The 23,491-nt window shown below is 67.2% G+C and carries 21 protein-coding genes, 1 tRNA gene and 2 pseudogenes; 9 read left to right on the forward strand and 15 right to left on the reverse strand.

What is annotated here, in order from left to right; all coding sequences use genetic code 11:
* Positions 1-23: 23 nt before the first annotated feature.
* The gene (locus CJEDD_RS06640) at positions 24-977 is read left to right on the forward strand and encodes an NAD(P)/FAD-dependent oxidoreductase (protein WP_232297672.1); all 954 of its coding nucleotides are present in this window, start codon (positions 24-26) and stop codon (positions 975-977) included.
* Here the strand turns inward: CJEDD_RS06640 and arc are convergent.
* From arc to CJEDD_RS06655, 3 genes are read right to left on the reverse strand one after another with little or no spacing between them, the layout of a single operon-like run.
* On the reverse strand, positions 974-2,509 hold the full coding sequence (gene arc, locus CJEDD_RS06645) for a proteasome ATPase (protein WP_042405742.1): 1,536 nt from the start codon (positions 2,507-2,509) through the stop codon (positions 974-976). The two genes, CJEDD_RS06640 and arc, sit on opposite strands and share 4 nt — an antisense overlap.
* Positions 2,510-2,537: 28 nt before the next feature.
* The gene (locus CJEDD_RS06650; protein ID WP_042405739.1) at positions 2,538-3,371 is read right to left on the reverse strand and encodes a tRNA (adenine-N1)-methyltransferase; all 834 of its coding nucleotides are present in this window, start codon (positions 3,369-3,371) and stop codon (positions 2,538-2,540) included.
* 15 nt (positions 3,372-3,386) lie between these two features.
* Positions 3,387-4,598 carry a M18 family aminopeptidase gene (locus CJEDD_RS06655; RefSeq protein WP_042405736.1) on the reverse strand — a complete coding sequence of 404 codons (1,212 nt, stop codon included), beginning with the start codon at positions 4,596-4,598 and terminating at the stop codon, positions 3,387-3,389.
* 26 nt (positions 4,599-4,624) lie between these two features.
* On the opposite strand from CJEDD_RS06655, the gene CJEDD_RS06660 reads away from it, so the two are divergent.
* Positions 4,625-5,455 carry a RecB family exonuclease gene (locus CJEDD_RS06660; protein WP_042405765.1) on the forward strand — a complete coding sequence of 277 codons (831 nt, stop codon included), beginning with the start codon at positions 4,625-4,627 and terminating at the stop codon, positions 5,453-5,455.
* Here CJEDD_RS06660 and CJEDD_RS06665 read toward each other — a convergent pair.
* The 7 genes and pseudogenes from CJEDD_RS06665 to CJEDD_RS06695 all read right to left on the reverse strand — a co-directional run bounded on the left by CJEDD_RS06665 (position 5,447) and on the right by CJEDD_RS06695 (position 13,343).
* Positions 5,447-7,108, reverse strand: coding sequence for a formate--tetrahydrofolate ligase (locus tag CJEDD_RS06665; protein ID WP_042405734.1), 1,662 nt, complete (start codon positions 7,106-7,108; stop codon positions 5,447-5,449). The two genes, CJEDD_RS06660 and CJEDD_RS06665, sit on opposite strands and share 9 nt — an antisense overlap.
* A gap of 4 nt (positions 7,109-7,112) precedes the next feature.
* The gene (locus CJEDD_RS06670; RefSeq protein WP_042405732.1) at positions 7,113-8,423 is read right to left on the reverse strand and encodes an anaerobic C4-dicarboxylate transporter; all 1,311 of its coding nucleotides are present in this window, start codon (positions 8,421-8,423) and stop codon (positions 7,113-7,115) included.
* A gap of 164 nt (positions 8,424-8,587) precedes the next feature.
* A pseudogene (gene aspA, locus CJEDD_RS06675) lies at positions 8,588-10,006 on the reverse strand (aspartate ammonia-lyase); the annotation flags it as partial.
* A gap of 164 nt (positions 10,007-10,170) precedes the next feature.
* Entirely contained in the window at positions 10,171-10,803 is a 633-nt protein-coding gene (locus CJEDD_RS06680) for an HAD family hydrolase (protein ID WP_042405730.1), read from the reverse strand.
* Between the two features lie 34 nt (positions 10,804-10,837).
* A complete protein-coding gene (locus tag CJEDD_RS06685; RefSeq protein WP_042405729.1) occupies positions 10,838-11,236 on the reverse strand; it encodes a hypothetical protein in 399 nt (132 codons plus the stop codon).
* A 24-nt stretch (positions 11,237-11,260) separates the two neighbouring features.
* A complete protein-coding gene (gene mshC, locus CJEDD_RS06690) occupies positions 11,261-12,475 on the reverse strand; it encodes a cysteine--1-D-myo-inosityl 2-amino-2-deoxy-alpha-D-glucopyranoside ligase (RefSeq protein ID WP_273657451.1) in 1,215 nt (404 codons plus the stop codon).
* A 19-nt stretch (positions 12,476-12,494) separates the two neighbouring features.
* Entirely contained in the window at positions 12,495-13,343 is an 849-nt protein-coding gene (locus CJEDD_RS06695; RefSeq protein ID WP_042408662.1) for an undecaprenyl-diphosphate phosphatase, read from the reverse strand.
* Positions 13,344-13,487: 144 nt separating this feature from the next.
* Here CJEDD_RS06695 and CJEDD_RS06700 point away from each other — a divergent pair, with 144 nt between their 5' ends.
* From CJEDD_RS06700 to CJEDD_RS06710, 3 genes are all read left to right on the forward strand, one after another.
* Entirely contained in the window at positions 13,488-14,504 is a 1,017-nt protein-coding gene (locus tag CJEDD_RS06700; RefSeq protein WP_042408684.1) for a YncE family protein, read from the forward strand.
* 1 nt (position 14,505) lies between these two features.
* A complete protein-coding gene (locus CJEDD_RS06705) occupies positions 14,506-15,621 on the forward strand; it encodes a quinone-dependent dihydroorotate dehydrogenase (protein WP_462975738.1) in 1,116 nt (371 codons plus the stop codon).
* Between the two features lie 568 nt (positions 15,622-16,189).
* Complete coding sequence (locus CJEDD_RS06710; RefSeq protein ID WP_157034509.1) at positions 16,190-16,693, forward strand: hypothetical protein; 504 nt, start codon at positions 16,190-16,192, stop codon at positions 16,691-16,693.
* Between the two features lie 260 nt (positions 16,694-16,953).
* Here the strand turns inward: CJEDD_RS06710 and CJEDD_RS06715 are convergent, their stop codons facing one another.
* Positions 16,954-17,163: a hypothetical protein gene (locus tag CJEDD_RS06715; RefSeq protein WP_157034510.1), complete on the reverse strand. Its 210-nt coding sequence runs from the start codon at positions 17,161-17,163 to the stop codon at positions 16,954-16,956.
* A 124-nt stretch (positions 17,164-17,287) separates the two neighbouring features.
* Between CJEDD_RS06715 and CJEDD_RS06720 the strand changes: the two genes are divergently transcribed.
* Positions 17,288-17,611, forward strand: a complete 324-nt coding sequence (locus CJEDD_RS06720; protein ID WP_232297745.1) for an SdpI family protein — start codon at positions 17,288-17,290, stop codon at positions 17,609-17,611.
* Between the two features lie 250 nt (positions 17,612-17,861).
* A pseudogene (locus CJEDD_RS06725) lies at positions 17,862-18,156 on the forward strand (quinone-dependent dihydroorotate dehydrogenase); the annotation flags it as partial.
* On the opposite strand, the gene CJEDD_RS06730 reads toward CJEDD_RS06725, so the two are convergent.
* The 4 genes from CJEDD_RS06730 to tetA are packed head-to-tail and all read right to left on the reverse strand — an operon-like array spanning position 18,153 to position 22,431.
* Positions 18,153-18,509, reverse strand: coding sequence for a hypothetical protein (locus CJEDD_RS06730; protein ID WP_042408670.1), 357 nt, complete (start codon positions 18,507-18,509; stop codon positions 18,153-18,155). The pseudogene CJEDD_RS06725 and the gene CJEDD_RS06730 sit on opposite strands and share 4 nt — an antisense overlap.
* Positions 18,510-18,519: 10 nt before the next feature.
* Positions 18,520-19,053: a YbhB/YbcL family Raf kinase inhibitor-like protein gene (locus CJEDD_RS06735; RefSeq protein ID WP_042408673.1), complete on the reverse strand. Its 534-nt coding sequence runs from the start codon at positions 19,051-19,053 to the stop codon at positions 18,520-18,522.
* Positions 19,054-19,086: 33 nt separating this feature from the next.
* Positions 19,087-20,892, reverse strand: a complete 1,806-nt coding sequence (locus CJEDD_RS06740; protein ID WP_042408676.1) for an ABC transporter ATP-binding protein — start codon at positions 20,890-20,892, stop codon at positions 19,087-19,089.
* Positions 20,893-22,431 (reverse strand): tetracycline efflux ABC transporter TetAB subunit A, encoded by a 1,539-nt coding sequence (gene tetA, locus CJEDD_RS06745; RefSeq protein WP_420536338.1) that lies wholly within the window; start codon positions 22,429-22,431, stop codon positions 20,893-20,895.
* 133 nt (positions 22,432-22,564) lie between these two features.
* Here tetA and CJEDD_RS06750 point away from each other — a divergent pair.
* Together CJEDD_RS06750 and CJEDD_RS06755 are read left to right on the forward strand one after the other, a co-directional pair.
* A tRNA-Leu gene (locus CJEDD_RS06750) sits at positions 22,565-22,650 on the forward strand.
* A gap of 91 nt (positions 22,651-22,741) precedes the next feature.
* Positions 22,742-23,461 carry a TVP38/TMEM64 family protein gene (locus CJEDD_RS06755; protein WP_042409258.1) on the forward strand — a complete coding sequence of 240 codons (720 nt, stop codon included), beginning with the start codon at positions 22,742-22,744 and terminating at the stop codon, positions 23,459-23,461.
* Positions 23,462-23,491 lie beyond the last annotated feature (30 nt).

Genomic DNA, 23,491 nt, shown 5'->3' on the forward strand with positions numbered 1-23,491 from the left:
ACACGAACGAGGGTGAGAAACTCATGGACGAATCCAGTCGAGAGCGGCTCGCTCGAATGCGCGGGGATGAAGAGGGGTCTTTCGAGGTCCTAGTTATCGGCGGTGGATTTGCCGGAACAGCCGCGGCTATCAACCTTGCTCGCGCGCGTCGGAAGGTGTGCATTATCGACGACGGAAAACCGCGGAATCGATCCAGCGAGCACATGCACGGCGTTCTCGGTTCCGATGGAGTGAGGCCCACGACTCTACTCGAGCGTGGGCACACCGAGTTCGCAGCGTACGGCGGAGTGATTTTTCAGGACCGCGTCGAATCCCTGGCCCGAGTCGGCGGAGACAACTGGGTTGCGGAAACGGAATCCGGAAGATCCCTGACAGCATCTCAAACCCTCGTTGCAACCGGAATCACCGACTCCCTCCCCGAAGTTCCAGGCTTAAGGGACATGTGGGGAAGCAGAGTCTTCCATTGCCCTTATTGCCACGGCTACGAAGCCACGGGAAAGAGCGTCGGGGTCATAGGCGGGAAGAATCCCGCGTTCACCTTCAAGATGGCGTCGCTTCTCACGAAATGGTCGGAGAGTGTAACGCTTCACCTCAACGGCCTCGACCCGACGAAAGAGCAACTGCAGAAGCTGGAAGCAACCGGGGTTGTGCTCGACCGCGACGGCGTCGTCCGCGTCTCCCCTGCTGCCGAAAACGATACTTCGGTCGAGGTCATGACCGCTTCCGGAACGATTCGCTATGACGCATGTTTTACCGGCCCGGACTTCATCCCCAATGATCAGTTACTGCGCAAGGCCGGATGCACAGTTGTTGACGGATGGGTTTCCGTTGAAGGCGGCAAGACGTCACAACCGGGGCTCTGGGCAGTGGGCAATGTCGTAAGCTCCCCGGATCAAGTGTCCCAGGCCATCGGAACAGGTGCCGGCGTCGCCATCGCCATCGACCAATTCCTGTTCGATGAGGAATTCTCTGGCTAGCCGATAGGCCAGTAGTTCAACACCTCTGCCGCGACCACGCGCTTGCCCTGGCGCCCGGAGATGCGGGCCCACTCGTCCGGGTTGGACGTATTGGGAAGGTGCTCGCTCTCCTGCTGCTCCAACGCCACAGCCTCGCGCAGGTGGCCCGCGTTGACGCCGGCATCGGAGGCGCCGGAGATGTTGTCCTTGATCGCCAACTTTTTCGCGCGGTCGACCACATTGGCGATCATCGCGCCCGAGACGAAGTCGGAGTAATGGAGGATTTCCGTGGAGCCGTCGACAAGCTCGAGGCGCACGAAGGGGCGAGGCTCGAACATGGCGTCGGCGGTGACGTCGATGAGTGTGGAGGCTGAGTCCGCGAGGGGAATCTCGTCGTTGATGTAGCGCGCGAGGATGTCTTTAGCTTCGTCCTTGTTGGGGCGGGAGACGCGGATCTTGATGTCCAGGCGCCCGGGGCGCAGGATGGCCGGGTCGATGAGCTCTTCGCGGTTGGTCGCGCCGATGACGATGACGTTGGCGATGTCCTCCACCCCATCGATCTCCGTGAGCAGCTGCGGCACCACCGTCGTCTCCATGTCGGAGGAGACGCCGGAGCCGCGGGTGCGGAAGATCGACTCCATCTCGTCGAAGAAGACGATGACGGGCGAGCCCTCGGAGGCGAGCTCGCGGGCGCGCTCGAAGATGAGGCGGATGCGTCGCTCGGTCTCACCGACGAACTTGTTCAACAGCTCCGGGCCCTTCACGTTGATGAAGTGTGCCTTGCCGCCGTCGCCGATGCGGGTGGACAGCGAGTTCGCCACCGCCTTGGCGATGAGCGTCTTGCCGCAGCCGGGCGGGCCGTAGAGCAGCAGGCCCTTCGGGGGCTTGAGGTCGTAGGCGGCGTAGAGCTCGGGGTAGGAAAACGGCAGCTCCACGGAGTCCTGGATCGTCTCAATCTGCGAGGCCAGGCCCCCGATGTCGGCGTAGGTCACGTCCGGCACCTCCTCGAGGGAAAGCTGGTTGACCTCGGTCTTGGCGATGCGCTCGAAGGCGTAGCCCGCGGCCGCGTTGATGAGCACGGTGTCGCCGGCGCGCACCGTGGTCAACAGCGGCTCGGCGAGTAGGACGAGGGATTCGGCGCCCTGCTGGTCCGCGACGACGGCGCGGTTGCCGCCGATGCGCTCGACCATCGTGGCGAGCTGCCCGGTCGGGGTGAACCCGCAGGCTTCCACCACCACGGTCCCCTCCCCGAGCCGCACGAGCGTGCCGGGCACGAGCGCCGCCGGGTCGACAATTGGCGAGATTTTCAGCCGCATCTGCCGGCCCGAGGTGAACACCTCGGCCTCCCCGTCGCGGGGCGAGCCGCACAGGTAGATGCCGTACGTCGACGCGGGCTCGCCGAGCTCCTCGACCTTCGCGTACAGGTCGTTGAGGTTGTCACGGCTGGATTTCAGCAGCTCGGCGAGCTTTGCGTTGCGCGAGCCGAGCTCCTGGTTCTTGCGTTTCAGATCCCGCAGTTCGGGGCCGAAGGCGTCGTCGTCGAGAGGAGACATGCGTTCGAGCCTACCGCGGAGCGGATGCTTATCGACGCGCTTTGCGCTGCGGCCGCGGCGGCGTCACCCCGTCCGCGAGCCGACGGGTCCACACGAGGAACGCGGTGTGCGCGTTCATGCGGTGCTCCGGGCGGGTGGCCAGACCCTCGACCTTCCACTCGCGCAGCAGGGTCTCCCACGCGCGCGGCTCCGTAAAGCACTTCGCGCCGCGGATCGCCTCCATGATGTTCATCAGCTGCGGCACCGTGGCCACGTACGTCATGAACACGCCGCCGGGGATGAGCACGTCCTTGACCGTGTCGATGAACAGCCACGGCTCCACCATGTCCAAGATGACGCGGTCGACCGGCCCGCCGAGGTCGTCGGTGGTGATCTCGCCGAAGTCGCCCAGGCGCGGCGTCCACCACTCCGGCTCGCCGCCGAAGTACTCGGCGACGTTGTCACGCGCGAACGCGAGGTGGTCATCGCGGATCTCGTAGGAGAACACGCGGCCCTCCGGTCCCACGGCGCGCAGCAGCGACATCGACAAGGCACCCGACCCGGCGCCCGCCTCGAGGACGCGCGCGCCCATGAAGATATCGCCCTCGACGAGGATCTGGGCGGCGTCCTTCGGGTAGATCACCGCCGCGCCGCGCGGCATGGACAGCACGTGGTCCACCAGCAGGTGGCGGAAGCAGAGGAAGTCCGAGCCGAGGGTGGACTTGACCACCGAGCCTTCGTCCGCGCCGATGATGTCGTCGTGGGCGACGATGCCCTTGTGGGAGTGGAACTGCCCGCCCTCTTTGAGCTCGATGGTGAAGTGGCGGCGCTTCGCGTCGGTGAGCTGCACCTTGTCGCCTGGCTGGAACGGTCCCGAATACATGGCGGTTAGTATGCCCTACCGCGCGCCGGCGTAAAAAGCCGTGAGCGCGCGGGCGAAGTAGTCCATGTCGTCCACCCCGCACAGCTCGCGAGCGGAGTGCATGGACAGCAGCGGCACGCCGACGTCGACGGTGGGCAGCCCGAGGCGCGTCGAGGAGATCGGGCCGATCGTGGAGCCGCACGGCACCGCGTTGTTGCCCACGAACGTCTGCACCGGCACGCCGGCGGCGCGGCAGGCGATTATCCACTCGGCCTCCGTCGCGGCGTTGGAGGCGTAGCGCTGGTTCGCGTTGATCTTCAGCACCGGCCCGCGGTTGAGCAGCGGGTGGTGTGTCGGGTCGTGCTTGCCCGGGTAGTTCGGGTGCACCGCGTGGGCGGCGTCGGCGGAGACCTGGATCGAGTCCGCGATGATCGCGGCCGGGTCGCCGAACCCGGATGCGACGCGGGTGAGCACCCGCTCGAGCAGCGGCCCGCCCGCGCCGGCTGTGGACGCGGAGCCGACCTCCTCGTGGTTGAACGCGGCGAGCACGAGGATGTCCTCCGCGTCGTCCTTCGCCGCGAGCAGCGCCTCAAGCGACGCCCACACGCTGGTGAGGTTGTCCAGGCGCCCCGCGGAGAGCAGGTCGCCGAGCACCTTCCCGCGCTGCGCGTCGGCAGTGACGAGCTCGTGCGCAACGATGTCGCCCGCGTCGACGCCAGCCGACGCGGCGGCGAGCTCGAGCAGCGGGCGGTCGACGCCGAGGATCGGCTGCGTGTGCACCTGCCTGTCGATCTCCGGCACGTCCCCGCGGTAGAGGTGGATGGCCAGATTGGGCACGCGCGCGACGGGGCCGGTGTTGACGAGGTGCTCGGTGCGGTCCGCGGTGACCACGCGCCCCGCGAAGGTGAGGTCGCGGTCGAACCAGCTGGCCAGGATCGGCCCGCCGTAGACCTCGACGGCTACCTGCCGGCACCCCTCGCGCACGACGTCCGGGTCGGGCTTGGCCATGAACCCCGGCGAGTCCGTGTGCGAGCCGACGACCCGGAACCGGGGGTGCGCGCCCTCCGGCACCCACCAGGCCACCACGGCGCCGTCGCGCTCGATGTAGTGCCCGCCGGGGGCGTGGGCGTCGTCGTCAAGCGAAACGCTCCGCGAAAACCCTGTGTCCTCGAGCCGCTCGGCGACGTTGGCGGCGGCGTGGAAGGCGGACGGGCTGGCGGCGAGGAAATCGATAAACGACTGTGTCATGCCCCCACTCTAAGATGTGGGGCACCATGACTCCCACCTCGCAACCGCGCCCCCTCGCCCTGTCGCCCTCCCGCGCGTCCGACTACAAGCGCTGCCCGCTGCAGTACCGGCTGCGCACCATCGACCGCATCCCCGAACCCACGACGGAGGCGCAGGTGAAAGGCACCCTCGTCCACGCCGTGCTCGAGGAGATGTTCACCTGGCCGCGCGAGGAGCGCACGTACCCGGCGGCCGTGAAGCGGCTCAAGCCGCATTGGGAGCGGATGCGTAGCGACGCCCCGGAGTGCGCCGCCCCCGTCCAAGACGAGTACCAGCTGCTCGTCGACGCCCGCACGCTCCTGCGCGGCTATTTCACCATGGAAAACCCGCTCGGCTTCGACGCACACGCCCAGGAGATGCCGGTGGACTTCACGCTGCCGAACGGGGTGCCGGTGCGCGGGTTCATCGACCGCGTGGACATCGCGCCGACCGGCGAGGTGCGCGTGGTCGACTACAAGACGGGCAAGAAGCCGCAGCTGCGCTACTCCCAGGACGCGCAGTTCCAGATGCGCTTCTACGCGCTCGTGTACTGGCGGCTCTTCGGGGTCATCCCCACCCAGCTCAAGCTCATGTACCTCAAGGTGATGGACTCGATGATCCTTACCCCCTCGCGCGAGGAGCTCGAGTACTTCGAGCGCGACCTCGCCGAGCTGTGGTGGAAGATCGAGGCGGACGGCAAGGCGGGCACGTTCCGCCCGCAGGAGTCGAAGCTGTGCGGGTGGTGCGCCTTCCAGTCGCTGTGCCCGGTCTTCGGGGGCACGCCGCCGGCCTACCCCGGGTGGCCGGGGTCGCGGGCGGACGCGGTCGAATCAGAATAGGCCGCTGATCACGCCGTTGTCGTCGACGTCGATGGTGTTGGCGGCGGGCTGTTTCGGCAGGCCCGGCATCGTCATCACATCGCCGGTGAGCGCGAGAACGAATCCGGCGCCGGTGCGCGGGATGAGGTTGCGCACGTGGAGCGTGTGGCCGGTCGGTGCCCCGAGCCGCGCCGGGTCGTCGGAGAAGGAGTACTGCGTCTTGGAGATACAGACCGGCAGGGAATCGAAGCCGTTGTCCTTAAGCGTCTGCAGGTCCTTCAGCGCGGCCGCGGAGTACTGCACGTCGCCGGCGCGGTAGATCTCGCGCGCAATCGTCGCGATGGAGTGCTCGACGCCGTCCGCCGGGTCGTAGAGCGGGTGCGAACTGCCCTCGACGAGGTTGTCCAGCAGCGTCTGCGCGAGCTCGATGGCGCCGTCGCCGCCGGCGGACCACACGTCGGCCTCCGCGAGCGCGACGCCACGCTCTTGCGCCCACTGCTTGACGTAGGCGAGTTCGGCCTGGGTGTCCGTCGCAAAGCGGTTGAGCGCGACGACCGGGGTGACCCCGAACTTGCGCACGTTCTCGACGTGGCGCTCGAGGTTGGCGATGCCGGCCTCGAGCGCCGCGACGTTCTCCGCGGCGAGGTCCGCCTTGGCCACGCCGGCGTTGTGCTTGATCGAGCGGATCGTGGCGACGATGACGGCGCCCGCGACGTCGAGGCCGCCGTAGCGGGCCTTGATGTCGAAGAACTTCTCCGCGCCCAGGTCGGAGCCGAAGCCCGCTTCGGTGAGCACGATGTCCGCGTACTGCTGGGCGGTGCGGGTGGCGATGAGCGTGTTACAGCCGTGGGCGATGTTCGCGAACGGGCCGCCGTGGATAAACGCGGGCGTGCCGCCGAGGGTCTGCACGAGGTTCGGGTTCACCGCGTCCTTGAGCAGCGCTGCCATCGCGCCCTGCGCCCCGAGGTCGCCCGCGGTGACCGGCTTGTTGTCGTAGGTGAGCCCGACGGTGATGTTGGCCAGCCGGCGCTTGAGGTCGGCGAGGCCCGTGGCCAGGCCGAGGATCGCCATGATCTCGGAGGCGGCGGTGATGGTGAACCCGGTCTCCGCGGGCACGCCGTGGGCCGGGCCGCCGAGGCCGGTGACCACGTTGCGCAAGCTGCGGTCATTGACATCGAGGCAGCGCTGCCACGTCACGCGACGCGGGTCGATGCCAAGCGCGTTGCCCTGGTGGATGTGGTTGTCGATGAGCGCGGCGAGCGTGTTGTTGGCGCTCGTGATCGCGTGGAAGTCGCCGGTGAAGTGGAGGTTGATCTGCTCCATCGGCACGACCTGCGAGTAGCCGCCGCCGGCCGCGCCGCCCTTGATGCCCATCACCGGGCCGAGCGAGGGCTCGCGCAGCGCCACCATGGCGTTCTGGCCGAGCTTCGCCAGCGCGTCGGTGAGCCCGATGAGAACGGTGGACTTCCCCTCCCCCGCCGGCGTCGGCGAGACGCCCGTGACCAGGACGAGCTTGCCGGGCGAGCCCGCGGGCACCTGGGTGATATCTACCTTGGCCATGTGCTTGCCGTACGGGATCAGCGCGTCTTCTGCGACGCCGGCCTTCGCCGCGATCTCGGTGATGGGTTTGAGGGTGTGGGCTTGGGCGATTTCGACGTCGGAACGAGTGCTCATGCCTTCACACTACAGCCGCGCCGATGGCGTATCCGAGGATCACGCTCACGGCGACGCACACCACCCCCGGCACGAGGAACGGGTGGTTGAACACGTACTTGCCGATGCGGGTCGAGCCCGTGTCGTCCATCTCCACCGCGGCGAGCAGTGTCGGGTAGGTCGGCAGCACGAACAGCGCGGAAACGGCGGGGAACGCCGCGAGCGCGGTGAGCGGGCTCACCCCGATGGAAAGCGCCGCGGGGATGAGCGCCTTCGCCGTCGCGGCCTGCGAGTACAGCAGCGACGCCGCGACGAAGAGCACGACCGCGAGCAGCCACGGCTGCGCGGTGAGCACGCCGCCGGCGATGCGCTTGATGTCGTCGAGGTAGTAGTCGATGAACGTGGTGCCCAGCCACGCGACGCCGAGCACGCACACGCAGGCGGACATGCCGGAGCGGAACACCTGGGTGTTCAGGATCTCGGCCGCCGTCGTCTTCGCTACCAGCACGATCGCGGCGGCCGCGGCGAGCATGATCGCCATGATCGCCTCGTTGCGCGGCACCGTCGGGTTACTGATCAGCCCGATCTGGTCTGAGATGAGCGTCGCGTACACCATCACGACAAGGATGGCGGCGGCAAAGATGCCCACCGACGCCTTCGCGCCGCGCGGAGCGGCGTAGTTGGAGCGTTCGCTTGGCGACGAGACGAGCCCGTCCGCAACGCGCTGCCGATAGACCGGGTCGTCCTCGAGCTCGGGGCCCATGCGGTTGGCCACCCACGCCATCGGGAAGATGGCGAAGAACGTCGCCGGGACCATCACGGCGAGCAGCTGCAGGTAGCCGACGCCGTGCGGCTCGAGCGCCGAGGCCATAAACACCACCGCCGCGGAGATCGGCGACGCCACGATGGCCATCTGCGAAGCGATAACGGCCGCCGACAGCGGACGCGACGGGCGCACGCCGCCCTCCTTCGCCACCTCCACGATGACGGGCATGGTGGAAAAGGCGGTGTGCCCCGTGCCGGCGAGCACTGTCATGAGCCAGGTGACGATCGGCGCGTAGACGGTGACCCGCTCGGGGTTGCGGCGCAGGAAGCGCTCCGCGATGTCCACGAGGTAGTCCATGCCGCCAGCGAGCTGCATCGCCGAGATCGCGGCGATAACGCACATGATGATGCCGATGACGTCGAACGGGATCGCGTCGACAGACACGGGCATCCCGGTGGCGCCGAGCAGGAGCACCCCGAGGCCACCGGCGAACCCGATGGCGATGGAGCCCATGCGGGCGCCGAGGATGATCGCACCGAACAGGATGACGAGGTGGACCACGAGAAGCATGCCCCAATTATCCTCTATTCGTCACACCAATCGGAAACGCGCCGGGTGCGGGGCTACTCGGCCTCCGGGTACGGCTCCTCGGCGGTGTCGCCGGCCGCGCTCGGCACGTGGGTCTCGCCGTGCTGCGCTTGCGACTCGCTCGACTCGCTCTGCTCGTGCTCCGAGTCGTCCACGTAGAGCTTGCCCCGGTACTCCGGGTGCATGAGGTTTTCCTTGCTCAGCAGCTTCTTCAGGTCGTCTTCCTCGATGAGGCCCTTCTCCAGCACGAGGTTGTAGACGCTCTTGCCCGTGGCCGCCGCCTCACGCCCGATGACGTCGCCGTTGTGGTGGCCGATGACCGGGTTGAGGTAGGTAACGATGCCGATGGAGTTGGTCACGTACGCCTCGCACACCTCCTTGTTCGCCGTGATGCCGTCGACGCACTTCTCGCGCAGCGTCTGCGCGGCGTTGGTGAGCAGGCGGATGGACTCGAACAGCGACTGCGCGATGACCGGCTCCATGACGTTGAGCTGCAGCTGGCCCGCCTCCGCGGCCATGGACACGGTGGCGTCGTTGCCGAAGACCTTAAAGCAGACCTGGTTGACCACCTCCGGGATCACCGGGTTCACCTTCGCCGGCATGATCGACGAGCCGGCCTGGCGCTCCGGGAGGTTGATCTCGTTGAGGCCGGCGCGCGGGCCGGAGGAGAGCAGGCGCAGGTCGTTGCAGATCTTGGAGAGCTTCATCGCCGCGCGCTTGATCGCGCCGTGCATCATGACGTAGCTGCCGGTGTCGGAGGTCGCCTCGATGAGGTCCGGCGACGCCTGGATGTTCAGCCCCGTCACCTCGCGCAGCGCGGCGACAACCTGGTCCTTGTAGCCGCTCGGGGTGTTGATGCCGGTGCCGATGGCGGTCGCGCCGAGGTTGACCTCGAGCAGCGACTCGGCCGCGTTCGAGATCGTGCGCTGCTCCTCGCTCAGGTTGGAGCCGAACGCCGTGAACTCCTGCCCCAGCGTCATCGGCACGGCGTCTTGCAGCTGGGTGCGGCCCATCTTGATGATGTCGGCGAACTCGTCGCCCTTCGCGCGGAACGCCTTCTGCAGCTTGTCCAGCTCCTCAAGGAGCTCCTGCACCGCGTAGTAGACGCCGAGGCGGAACCCGGTCGGGTACGCGTCGTTCGTGGACTGCGACATGTTGACATCGTCGTTCGGGTTGATGACGTCGTACTCACCCTTCTCCCTGCCGAGGTGCTCGAGCGCCAGGTTGGCCACGACCTCGTTGGTGTTCATGTTCACCGAGGTGCCGGCGCCACCCTGGAAGACGTCGGTCGGCCACTGATCCATGCAGCGGCCCTCGTCGAGGATCTGGTCGCAGGCCCACACGATCGCCTCGGCCTTGTCGCGCGGCAGGACGTGGAGGCGGCGGTTCGCCAGCGCGGTGGCCTTTTTCACCTGCACCATGCCGCGAATGAACGCCGGGAAGTCGTTGATGGTGCTCTGGGAGATCTGGAAGTTGTCCACCGCACGCAGTGCGTGGATGCCGTAGTAGACGTCGGCGGGGACCTCGGCGGTGCCGAGCAAATCTTCTTCAGTACGAGTTGTCATGGCGCCAACTATACGCAGGTAGCGGCACTATTCCACGGGCCGCAAAGGTGTCATCTTCCGGCCGCGAACCGCCACGCACGCGACCTGCGCGTGCACCTCTATCGAAATAGAGGAAGCCGAAGAGTCCCACGCAGAGGCGGCCCGGCGGTTCCCCCCGTTCGGGCCTAGCGGGCGGCGGAAAACCACATGTCCACGTCCGCGGCGGACGCGCCAACGAACACGCGGGGGTCGAACGGCGTCACACCCGCCGGCACCCGCTCCGCGAGCCCGAGCACGACGCACCCCGCATCCGCAGCGGCGGACATGCCGCTCCACGAATCCTCGAATACGAGGCAGTCCCGCGGCTCGGCGCCGACGCGCCGCGCGGCCTCGAGGTACATGTCGGCGGCGGGCTTCGGGTGCGCGACCTCGTCGCCGGTGATCGTGTCGGTAAAGTACTCCCGGCCGATCGCGTCGATGCACGGGTCGGCGAGCTCGCGCTCCGTGTTCGTGGTCACGAGCATCGGCGTGCCGCGCTGCGCCAGCGAGGCCAGGATGTCGGCGACCCCGGGGTTGCACTCGATGCCCTCGGCGAATAGCTCACCCATGCGGGCATACATCCAGGTGCGGTAGTGCTCGAGGTCGCCGTCGACAAGCGAATAGCCCGCCCACTTGGCGACGATGCCGAGCGTGTTGGCGAAGCTGCCGCCGACCGTCTTCGCGCGCACCTCGGGCGTGAGCGGGCGGCCGAGCAGCTCGCCGAGCTCGTAGGTGGCGATGCCCCACAGCGGCTCGGTGTCGATGAGGGTGCCGTCCATGTCCCAGAAGACGGCGGCCGGGGATGCTGCCGCGCTACTCAAAATCGGGCAGCTCGTGCAGCGCCTCGTCGGTGGCGCCGGTAGCGGCGCAAGCGCGGAAGACGAGGGTCTCGATGTCGGCCTTCTCCTCCGGCTCGAGCACAGCGGAGGCGTGCTTCTCGTTGAACTCGTCGAGGTTCTCGTAGAAGGGGCCGACCACCTTCACCAGCTGCTCGCCCTCCGGGTCGTCGCCAAGCTGGTCGAGCGCGTCGAGAAACATCTCGAGGATGTGCTTGAGGTCCGGCAGCACGGCAGGGTCGAACGGCTCCTCCCACAGGTCCCGGTCGTCATCTTGGAGGTAGGACCCGGTGGCGAACGTGGTCAGGTCGTCAATGAATTCGTCCACGTCGGGCTGGAATTGGGCCCGGATTGAGGTATCGGCAGCGGCGCTCATGCCATCCATTGTGCTGGAGCGGGGTCAAATGCGCACGCCGAGCAGGCCGTCAACGGCGGTGGCGACGATGCGGTCGTGGTCGCCGGAGGTGGCGTCGAGAAGCGAGAGCGCACGAGGGGTGTCCAGGTCGTCGGCGAGGGCTTCGCGCAGCGTCGCGACGGTCGCGAGCGCCTCGTCCTTGTCCACATCTTTGGCGAGGTTCTCGCGCCAGCGCGCCAGGCGGGCCTCCGCCTCGTCGAGGATGCGGTCGGAGAAGTCACGGTCCGTGCGGTAGTGCCCGGCGAAGACGGCGAGGCGGATCGCCGACGGGTCGTGGCCCGCCTCGGTGAGCTTGTGCACGAAAACGAGGTTGCCGAGGGACTTCGACATCTTCACCCCGTCGAGGGCGATCATGCCCGCGTGGACGTAGTGGCCGGCCATACGGTCGATGCCGTGCGCGGCCTCGGCGTGCGCCGCGGAGAACTCGTGGTGCGGGAACGCGAGGTCGGACCCGCCGCCCTGGATGGCGAAGTGGGCGCCGAGGCGGTTGGTGGCGATGGCGGAGCACTCGACGTGCCAGCCCGGGCGCCCGGCCCCGAACGGCGAGTCCCACGCGGGCTCGCCGTCGCGGTGGCCGCGCCAGACAAGCGCGTCGAGCGGATCGCGCTTGCCCTCGCGCTGCGGGTCCCCGCCTCGCTCGGCGAAGTACTCCTCCATCGTCGCCCGGTCGAGGTTCGACTCGTAGCCGAACTGCTCAGTGGCTTCGATGGAGGCGTAGATGTCCCCGTGGTCGAGCTCGTAGGCCGCGCCGACCTCGAGGAGGCGCTGCACGAGCGCGATGACCTCGTCGACGGACTCCATCGCGCCGACGTAGTCGCGCGGCGGGATGACGGCGAGAACCTCCATGTCGCTGCGGAACAGGTCGATCTGGCTCGTGCCCAGCTCGCGCCAGTCCACCCCGTCGCGCGCGGCCCGCTCGAACAGCGGGTCGTCAACGTCCGTGATGTTCTGCACGTAGTGCACCTTGTGCCCGTTGGCCAGCAACTGGCGCTGCGCGAGGTCGAACGTGAGGTACGTGGCGGCGTGGCCGAGGTGCGTCGAGTCGTACGGCGTGATGCCGCAGACGTACATGCCCACCTCGCCGTTGGCGTCGCCTGTGGTGTCCACCGCTTTCACCCGCTGATCCGCGGTGTCGTAGAGCTTTAGCGGCACCGGGGTGCCGGCGACGGCGGGGACGGACGGGGCGGGCCATGCATGCATGCGCACCACCCTACCGCGGTTACACGGGTGCCATGACGCCGGCGGCGAGCAGCACCATGACGATCACGCCGAGCGGGATGCGGTACGCGGCGAACCAGGCGAACGAGTGGTTGGAAACGAACTTCAGCAGCCACGCGATGGACACGTAACCGAGGGCGAACGCGACGGCCGAGCCGACGAGCAGCTGCGCGCCGCTCGCCGCCTGGCCGGCCTGCGGGTCGAACGCGTCCGGCAGCGAGAAGAGACCCGACGCGAGCACCGCCGGGATGGCGAGCAGGAAGGAAAAGCGCGTGGCCACCTCGCGGTCGACGTTGCGGAACAGCCCGCCGGAGATCGTGCCGCCGGAACGCGACACGCCCGGGATGAGCGCGAGGCACTGCCACAGGCCCATGATGATCGCGTCCGCCATCGTCAGGTCCTCGTAGCCGCGCGTCTTCTTGCCCATCCGCTCGGCGAGGATGAACACGAAGGAAAAGACGATGAGCACCGTCGCCGTGATCCACAGGTTGCGGAAGTTGTCGCGGATGAGGTCCTTGAGCAGCACGCCGGCCAGGCCGACCGGGATCGTGCCGGCGATGACCATCCAGCCCATGCGGTAGTCGAACCCCCGCTTCGATGCGTCCGCCAGCCCCGCGAACCAGGCGGTGAGGATGCGCCAGATGTCTTTGGCGAAGTACACGAGCACCGCCAGCTCGGTGCCCAGCTGGATGACGGCCGTGAAGCTCGCGCCGGCGTCCTCCCCCCAGAACAGCTGCGAGACGATGCGCAGGTGCCCCGAGGAGGAGACGGGCAGGAACTCGGTGAGGCCCTGCACGATCGACAGGACGATCACCTGGAGCCAGGACATAGTGTCGGCGGCGTTTGTCATGGCGTCAGAGACTACCCCGCGGGTGGCGCACGACCTATGAGCGCCTCGTGCGCGTTGCTAGAATTTTCGCCTGTGAAGTTCCACCGCCCGTTGCACTCCCCCTCCCGCACCCGCGTATCGACGACCTCCGGCACCGCCCGCGCTCTGCCCGCCCTCGCCGTGGTGCCCGTCCTAGCCGCGGCGGTGCTCGCGGGCTGCGGCGCCTCCCCCGAGGCGAAGATCGAGGAGGCCGGCGGCGAGGCGGCCGCGAACATGGGCAGCGCCGAGCCCGCGCACTCCCCGGCGGCGGCGCACCCGGCGGGCGAGGTCGTCGACTTCGAGGCCGTGCGCGACCTCGATGCCACCGACGGGGTTATCGGCGTGCGCACCGACTCCGCGCTCATCACCGGCACACTCGAAGACATCCGCGCGGGCAAGGGCGACCGCCACGAGCTCGACTCGTCCTGCGGCGAGGCCTCGGCGAACGCCGGGACGTTCGCGGTGGCCTGCGACGGCGAGATCCGCCTGTTCGGCGCGCAGGAGCAAACCATCCCCACCGACCGGCCGGTGACGGTGGCCACCGTGGTGTCGTCAGGCGAGGTGCTCGCCGCGAGCGACTCGGAGCGCAAGGTGTGGGTCTTCCGCGACGGCGAGCTCGCGGACACGTTCGACGTCGCGCGCGAGACCGACCAGCTCCAGGCGGCCCGCGTCGACGGCCAGGCCGATTCGGTCGTGCGCACGAACCGCTTCGACACCACCATCCAGGACCTCGACTGGCAGGGCAAGCGCCAGGGCGGCACGCTGCGCGTCGGACTCGGCGTGGGCAAGATCGCCGCCGGCGACGGCGGACTCGTGCTCGCCGCGGACTCGACCGGCTCGCAGCTATGCGTCTACACCACCGACAGCATCGTCCGCCTCCAGCAGACCGCCCCGGTGCCCGACGGGCCGTGGGACGTCGCCTGGGATCCCGCGCAGCGCCTCGCCTGGGTGAGCTCCCTCGCCGTGAACACCGCCACCGGCTACGACATCTCGCAGGGCGTGCCGCTCAAGCGCGCGGAGTTCCCCACCGTCGCCGACGCGCAGAGCATCATCGCGCTTGACGACGGCACCGTGGTCGCCGCCTCCGCCACCGGCGGAGGCATCCAGATCGTCCCGCCCGCCGAGCAAACCCGCACTTCGTAACATGAGCAGCAACGAGGAGGACCCAATGGCCGACAAGGTGACGCTCTACGACCGCGCGCTGCGCGCGATGTTTCTGCTCCCCCCGGAGCGCATCCACGGCATCATCAGCGGCGCGCTGCACGTGTTGCACACCGTCACGCCCGCGAACCGCGTGATGGAGAAAGTCGTGCGCGTGCACGACCCGGTGCTGCGCCAGACCGTGTTCGGGGTGGACTTCCCCGCCCCGCTGGGCCTCGCCGCCGGCTTTGACAAGAACGCCGAGGCGATCGACGCCTGGGGCGCCATCGGCTTCGGCTACGCCGAGATGGGCACCGTGACCCCGAAGCCGCAGCCGGGCAACCCCGCACCCCGTCTGTTCCGCCTGCCCGAGGACAAGGCGATTTTGAACCGGATGGGCTTCAACAACAAGGGCGCGCTTACGGTTGCGGATAACCTTCGGGCGCGCCGCTCCCGTGATGTAGTGGGCATCAACATCGGCAAGAACAAGACGAGCGAGGACGCCGTGGCCGATTACCGCGCCACCGCGACGCTGCTCGGCGGGCTGGCGGATTACCTCGTGGTCAACGTCTCCTCCCCCAACACGCCGGGCCTGCGTGATCTCCAGGCTGTAGAGGAGCTGCGTCCGATCCTGGAGGTAGTAAAGAAGTCCACCACTACCCCGGTGCTGGTGAAGATCGCGCCAGACCTTTCCGACGAAGACATCGACGCCGTGGCAGACCTGGCCGTGGAGCTGGACCTGGCCGGCATTGTGGCCACGAACACGACCATTTCCCGCGATGGGCTGAAAACGGACGCAGCCAAGGTGGAAGCCATGGGGGCAGGCGGGGTGAGCGGAGCTCCCGTTGCCAAGCGCTCGCTCGAGGTGCTTAAGCGCCTCAACGAGCGCGTGGGCGACAAGCTGGTGCTGGTTAGCGTCGGCGGCATCTCTACGCCCGAGCAGGCGTGGGAGCGCATTGCCGCGGGCGCGAGCCTGCTGCAGGGCTACACCCCGTTCATTTACGGCGGGCTGGGCTGGATCCGCGGCATCCACCGCGGGATCGCCGCGCAGATTAAAGCCCACGGCCTGGACTCAATTGAGCAGGCCGTGGGCAGCGGGCTGGAGTGGAAAGCGCTCTAAGCTTGACCGGCTGCGCTGCGGCGCAGCACCACCGCGCCCACCTGGGTTCGGGAACCTCACCGATCAACTCCAGCGGCGGCCCGGGACGCGGACCACCTGTCGTGGCTGTCTTGGGCTGAGTGTGGCTTGGCTTTGGGCAGTGCGTTGTACGCATTGCCGTGGTGATGCGGTCGCGTGCTAGACGGCGTGGAGAACCCTAGAATGATCGTGCTTCTTAAAGGCCCGTTTGGGTGTGAAAGCTAGATTCGAAGTTAGCTGGTAGAAGCGCATCGCACGGAGGGTGACCGACCATTAACCAGACCCTATTTCAAAAATCGCTCACGTGGCAAGTCGGGTAGAGACTTGCAGCTGCGGTGGCAGCAATGCGCAAAGACGAAGTGTGCATTACTCTTACGAGCGCCAGCCGTGAGTTAAATATCGCTTCGGCGTCCGTACGCATTTGGAGGTATACAGTCGTGAAAAACACTACGCCTTACGTTCTTTCCTAAGTGCAGTGACCGTGATGAGCTTGACATTGAGCTTTTTGCCAACTGCGACAGCTCAACCACCGAAACCTAGTGTCTCACCGATGAAACCATCGGATCCCGCATCATTTACATCCGATCAAGAGCAGTTGTCAAACGGTATATCCAAGGGCTTCGAGACCTTCTTCACAGAAATCGTCTACGAAAAGTCCCCGGGTGACTGGGCTATTAACTACGACGACGCTAGCGAAATGGGCCTTTCCCGCGAAGACGCCGATATACTCGCCGCGTTCATGGGCTCCCCCGATTCATACACAGATGGCACGGCGGTCACGACGTACGACCTCGGAACTTTCGGCCAATGTGTTGTATCTAATGCCCTCGGTATTCCCTTAACGTGGGCCGACGGTCAAGAAATTGGTCGCTACCTGAAGAACAAGCAATGGAAACTCGCGGCTGACAAAATTGTCTCACTCGCCGCGGTATACGGCGCGACCGCTTCCCTCGAATACGGCATCAAAGCCCTGGGCGGCCCGGCAGTGAGGGCGGGGCAGCTCGCTCTCTACGCGGGTTCATGCGCGGTTAGTGAGCAAATTCACATTGGTTAGGAACTTATAGTATGGGTTCTCGGTTTGAAATGGGATTCGGGGGTGCACTTGCCGCACGAGAGGAGAATGGGGCACCATGGGTTCCGCCATGGTGGCAGAGCTTCGTTATCGTGCCTCTCGCAGTGATTGCCATGTATATTGTGTTTCCTGTCGGCACCGATTCCAACACGCGGTCCCCGAACCCAGGCGGCTCAATCTGGAACAATTTGAGCTTGGATCACTTAATCGCACCGGTGACCTTTACATTAGGCGTATATTACCTATTGATTTTGCCGATCTTCTATCTCCGCAGGTATCGCTGGAATAAGAAGAACCGCTAGTAGTTTTGCAGCGCCTGCAAGCTCTCGTCGATGGATCTCGCTGAATTTTATTTGGACGCCACCGCAGGACTCCTGAGTCATGCGGGTTACTTTGAGCGGTTCGGGTAAGCGCTGTTGGAGCGTGAACAGCTCGACGAATCCGTAGTTCAAACTTTTGAACGCACCTCACGTGCTTTTGACGATTAGACCAGCACTCCGTCGTTTCGATTTTGAAGGTGATTTACAAGTGGGTTCCGCCCTTGCGATTTCTGCCTTGGCCCTCCTATTTTTCGGCGTGAATTCCCTGATACTGTGCAGAAGGACGGTAAACGGAACGAACTCGCGCAACGGTGGTTTTGGAATTCGAACTCAAGCGACCAGAACTAGCGACGCGGCATGGAACGCGGGGCACAGAGCAGCCGTCCCACTACTGCGGGCCTTTGGTGTTCTCGGCATTCTCTTCGCCCTACTCCTCGTCGTAATTGGCCTCCTTGCACCCAACATATGCGCGCGACTAGGAATAGCCATCCGGTTAATCGCCTACGCAGTTGCGGGCAGTGGATTTTTTATTGCGGTGAAGAAAGCTGATTCCGCTGCCAGGGGCGTTAGCGAGCAATGATAGACACCATCTAATACAGCGGTCTGAGTAAGCAACGTACGGCGGGCCGAAAATCACGATGACGATAGCGTAGCCGGCGGGCTCCGCCCCTCAAAATTGGGAGGATCCACGGTGTCGCGACTGCCACAACGACGAGCCCGCACGACGGCGTTTTTTGGGCAGCGCCGCCTGTTGCGGACCGTGCAGCCGCTATGTACCCGATGCAGAGCGCGCTAGCATAGAACCCCATGGCAGCACCTTCGGACCATGGGTCGCCAAGATTCCTGGAACTTTCAATGTAGCGGAAAGTAGAAACAAGCCGACAGACGATGCCGAGGTCGAGGCCATGGAGGTCGGCGGGGTAAGCGGAGCTCCCGTCTCTAAGCGTTCGCTCGAGGAGCTCAAGCGCCTCAACGAGCGAGTCGGATACAAGCTGGTGCTGGTCAGCGTCGGTGGCATTTCCACCCCGGAGCAGGCGTGGGAGCGCATCGCCGCGGGCGCGAGCCCACGGCCTGGACTCGATTAAGCATGCCGTGGGCAGCGGGCTGGAGTGGAAAGCGCTCTAAGCGTGTCCGGCTGCGCTGCGGCGCAGCACCACCGCGCAAAGTCCGGCGGCGAGCGCCCAGCCGATCAGCCAGAACGGCGTGGTGGCCATGAGTTCGGTGTCGGGCGCGATGAACCCGAGCCCGATGAGCACCACGGCCGCGAGCAGCGCGCCCACCTGGGTGCGCGAGCCTTCTTGTTTCGTGTTGTAGGTGGCGAAGGCACCGACGATAGCCACCGCCGCGATGACGGAGAGCACCTGCGGGGTGACGGGGAACGCGGCGTCGCCGCGGAGCAGCGCCAGCACGGCGTAGAGCACGAGCACGAGTGCGATGCCCATGAACGCGCCGCCGGCGCGGAGTTGCACTGGAACCATTCGGCGAATCTTACTGGTTCTCGTACCAGCCCCAGATGATTGCTCGGCCGAGCGAGTGGAAGTTCAGGTTGAAGCCGAGCTGCGTGGGGTTGGCAATCTCGTCTGCGGGCAGCTCCGTGTCCACCGCGTGGACGGCAAACAGGTAGCGGTGCGGGCCGTGGCCGGCCGGCGGGTTCGCGCCGTAGAAGCCCTGCACGCCGCTGTCGCCGGTGAGCACCACCGCGCCGATGCCGAGGCCATCCTTCGCGCCCGCGCCGGCGGGCAGCTCGGTGACGTCAGCCGGGATGTTGAACGCGGACCAGTGCCAGAAACCGGAGGCGGTCGGCGCGTCCGGGTCGAAGCAGGTCACAGCGTACGTCTTGGTGCCCTCCGGGGCGCCGGACCAGGACAGCTGCGGGCTGGTGGCGTTATCGCCGGCAAGCGTGTCGGCGAGGCGCTCGCCATCGACGATGTCCTCGGAGGCGATGTCGAAGGACGGCACGTCCGCGAGCGGGGCGTACGGGTCGGGGCCGGGGAAACGGTCGGAATCGTAGGAAGTAGTCATGCCCCCATTCCTACCCGAGCGCCCCCGGGCGCGCTAGTAACCAGCGCCACTCCACGCGGTGAAGAGTTGCGCGTATCTCCCGCCCGCGGCGAGCAGCTCGGCGTGGGTGCCGTCCTCGATGATGCGCCCGGCGTCCATGACGAGGATCCGATCCGCGGCCGCGGCCTGGTCCAGGCGGTGGGCGACGACAAGCGCGGTCGTGCCACGGGTGATCTCCGCCGCCGCCTGCTCGAGGGCGTTGGTCGCGTCGCTGCCCGCCTCCGCGGTCGCCTCGTCCAAGACGAGCACCTTCGGCCCCGCGAGCGCGACGCGGGCGAGCGCGACCTGCTGCGCCACCTCGGGCGGCAGTTCCTCCGCCCCCGCCCCAACCCGGGTATCCAGGCCGTGCGGGAACGCGCGGTGGAACTGGGGCGTCGTTTGGCCGAGCCCCACCGTCTCCAGTGCTGCGAGGAGTGCCGCGTCCCCCGCACCGGGCGCGGCCATCGCGAGGTCCTCGCGGAGGGTGCCCGCGAAGATGTGCACGTCCTGCGTCATGAGGGTGACGTTCTTCGCGGTCCACCGGTCGCTCACGGTGCCCGTGTCCACGTCCCCGACGAGGATGCGCCCGCCCGTGGGCTCGACGAGCCCGGCGATGAGCGCCGCGAGCGTCGACTTGCCCGCCCCCGACGTGCCCACGAGCGCCGTCGTCGTGCCGGCGGCGAGGGTGACGGTGAGGCCGTCGAGCACGTTCGCACCGCCCGGGTAGGCGAAGGTGACGTGGTCCACCACCACGTCCACCGGCGCGGCGAGGTCCGGTGGCAGCGCCGCACCGTCCCTGCCGTCCGCGAGCTTGGCCAGGGCCACCGCGCGCCCGATCGACGTCGCCGCGCTTTGCATCTCGCCGATGAAGAAGAGCGCGTTGAACACCATCACCTCGGCGCGGATGACCAGGAACACGGCGGCGCTCGCCTGCCCCGGCGTGATCGCCCCGCCGGAGGCGAGCCACACGCCGAGGCCCAGCGTGAGCAGGACCCAAGCGGCGAAGATGACCTGCCCGATGCCCATGAGGCGGATGAACCACGGCGCGCGGTCCATGTCCGCCTCGACGGCGCCCCACGACGTGCGCCGCATCCGCGCGAGCGCCCACCGCTCGAGCCCGAACGCGCGCAATGTGGGCAGGCCGCGGACCGTATCCAACAGCACGGTGTTGCGGCGCGCCTCCGCCACGCTCACCGCGTTCGACGCGGCCGGGATGCTGCGCACGACGTCGCGGGCGAACGGGTAGGCGGCCGCCATGAGGAGAATGAGGATGAGCGCGAAGCGGACGTCGATAAGCAAGAGCCCAATCGCGGTGATCGGGAACACGAACGCGGTGGTGAGTACGCGCGAGCCGATCGAGGTGATGGTTTGGACGACGTCGTCGATGTCCTTGGTCATGCGGGTGATGACGTTGCCGGTGCCGAGCTCCATCACCCGCGGCACGGGTGCGCGCAGGATCGCGTCGAGGCAGCGTCGGCGCAGGTCGATGGACGCACGGGCGACCTTGAGGCCCACTACGTAATTGCCGAGGGCACGCAAGAACATCTCGACGAGCATGCAGGCCAGCGCTAGGCCGATGGTCATAACGAAGGCGCGGGTGCCGGTTCCCAGCAGTGGCACTGATCCGCCGGTGAGCGGGTCGACGCTGCGGCCGAACAGGTTCGACTGCGTGGTGTAGACGGCGACGATCAGCGCCTGGATGATCAGCAAACCCGCCCACCAGCGCTTGTCCAGAGCGTTGGGTAGCGCAGACAGGTACGCGAAGGTCTCCCTCACGCTCGCGGGGGCGACCGCGTCAGTGCGTTCGTACTCGCGCCGCATCTACGCCACCTCCAATTCGGTTCCAGCGTGCTGCCACGCGGCGTTTCCGGTGATGACCACGGTGGTTTTGTCCGCTCTGAGCGCGGCGACGGCCTCCACGACGTCCGCTTGGGTCACGGAGTCGAGCCCCGTGGTCGGGTCGTCCAGGATGAGCACGTCCGGGTCGGCGGCGAGTGCCCTGGCAAGGGCGACGCGCTGACGCTGCCCGCCGGAGAGGTTCAAGCCGGCCTCCCCCAGCGGCGCGTCCGGCAACTCGCCGTTGGCGCCGATACCGCCGAGCCTGCGGAGGATGTCCTGGCAGTGGGCGGTGGCGAGCGCTTGCTTGACCGCCTCCTCCGGCACATCCCCGCGCGGATTCACGTTGTCTGCGATGGTGCCCTCAAACACGTTGACGGTGTGCGGCGGGAACAGTACGTCGTCGCGCTGCGCCCACGCGGCGGCTGTGGCGTAGGAGCGCTCCGCCGGCGCGAGGATCCACAGCCCCGCGCCTGGGACCGGTGTGTCTGTTAGCTCGGGCCCCGCGGTGTCGTCGCCCGCGTGGTGCAGCTGCTCGATGCGCTGGCCACTCGCGACGGCCCTGCCCCACCCGCTGGCCAGATCGCCGAACGCGAAGCCCGCCATGTTCAATGCCGGAGGAACCAAAAGCGCCACCGACGTCAACTGCCCCGGAGTGATCTCGCCGCTCAGCGTCATCCACGCGCTCAAGCCCACAATCGCCAGGTTGCACAGCCACGCCACGCAGAACCTGGCAAAACCCAACCACACCTCCACACGCAGGTGGGTGAGCATCAACCGCTTCGCCTCGGCTGTCTCAGTATGAAAACGCCCGGCCACGGTTGCGCCCGCCCCGAGGCCTTTGACAGTGCGTATGCCTTGCGACGCATCCGTGGCCAAGCCAGCAACATCCGCCTCCGCGGCGCGGCGCTTCAGCGACACCCGCGTCACCGGCCCCGCGGTCCACGCGGCGAACAGGGCGATGATCAGCGCACTCACTGGGATAGCCAACGAAATCCACGGTGAGACCGACCACATCGCCACCATTGCGCCGACCGCGTAGCCGATGGCCATGAGCGGAAACGACAGCAGCTCGCGGTAGCGGCCGACGGTGTTCGCGTCCGCGTCGATGGTGTTGAGCACCGTGCCCGGGCTCATCGCGCCCGCGCCGCGGCGCAGCACGCCGGAGGTGAGGTGCAGCTGGGCGTTGTGGGTGACGCGGCGCACGGATGCCGTCGATAAGCCATCGCCCGTCGCTTCCCCGATAAACTGCACGACGAAGATGGCCACGAGCGCGGCGAAGAGCCACCAGGCGTCGAACGGCGACTCGCCGAGGAGCCCGTCCACGATCTTGCCCACGATGACCGGCACGAACGCGGAGATGCCGGAGCCGATGAGGTAGCTGAGCACGTGGAGCACGAGCACGCCCGGGTACGCCGCGACCATATCGCGGACCACGCGGTTGCCGCTCGTCCACCGCCCGGGGTGCAGCTGGGCGGGGTCGTTCACGGGCGGGGCCGCGGGGACGAACCAGCGGTACGTCATCAATCGTCGGGGCGGGGTAAACACCCGGAAGAACCTAGCAAATCTTGCGGGCTGGGCTGGGGATTTGGAGCATGTGTGGGCCAGCCCTATAGTTATGCGAGTGCCCAGCCGAGAGGCTGAAACAACACCCAAAGCCCGGGTGGCGGAATGGCAGACGCGCTAGCTTGAGGTGCTAGTGTCCTATTAACGGACGTGGGGGTTCAAGTCCCCCCTCGGGCACAGATATCCACCCCGTCGCACACGTTGCGGCGGGGTGTTTTCGCTGGCGTACCCAGTGAATCGGGACCAGGGAATCGGGAGAGGAGGCGCGATGGCGGCGAGCGAGCCGAAGCGCAGGCGGACCCCCTCCCCGCGCCATGTCGCGTTGCTCGGTGCCGCCGCCGTCGTCTTCGTCGTCGCATGGATGCTTCTCGACGTCCCGCCGCTGGCCACCCTCCGCACCTGGGCGCAGCGCACCGGCCCCTGGTTCCCGCTCTTGTTTTGGCTGCTCTACGTCCTGCTCACCCAGTTCCCCATCCCGCGCACCCTGCTCACGGTGTCCGCGGGCATCCTCTTCGGCTCCGTGCGCGGGATCCTCATCGCGCTCACCGCCACCACCGTGAGCGCGGTCATCTCGCTGCTCGTCGTGCGCTCGCTGCTGCGCGACTGGGTGGAGCCGCGGCTCACGCACCCGGCGGTGGGCAGGATCAACGCCCGCCTCGAGCAGCGCGGCTGGCTCGCGGTGCTGAGCCTGCGCATGATCGCCGCGGTGCCGTTCTCGGTCCTCAACTACACCGCCGCGCTCACGCGCGTGCCCGTGGTGCCGTTCGCGGTAGCGACGCTGCTCGGCTCCGCGCCGGGGACCATCCTCGTCGTGCTCTTCGGCGACACGCTCACCGGGCAGGCGGACCCTCGGTTCGTCGCCGTCATGGCGGTGCTCGCGGCCGTCGGCGTCGCTGGGCTCGTGCTCGACGCGCGCTTGCCCACGCGACCCGCGCGGCCGGCGCAACCAACTGCCGCCGCCGACTCCCGCGCGGGAGTGTCGGAGTAAAGGCTCACGGGTAGACCGGGGTACGCTACG

The sequence above is a fragment of the Corynebacterium jeddahense genome (genome assembly GCF_028609865.1).
In the GTDB taxonomy this organism is placed as follows: Bacteria; Actinomycetota; Actinomycetes; order Mycobacteriales; family Mycobacteriaceae; genus Corynebacterium; species Corynebacterium jeddahense.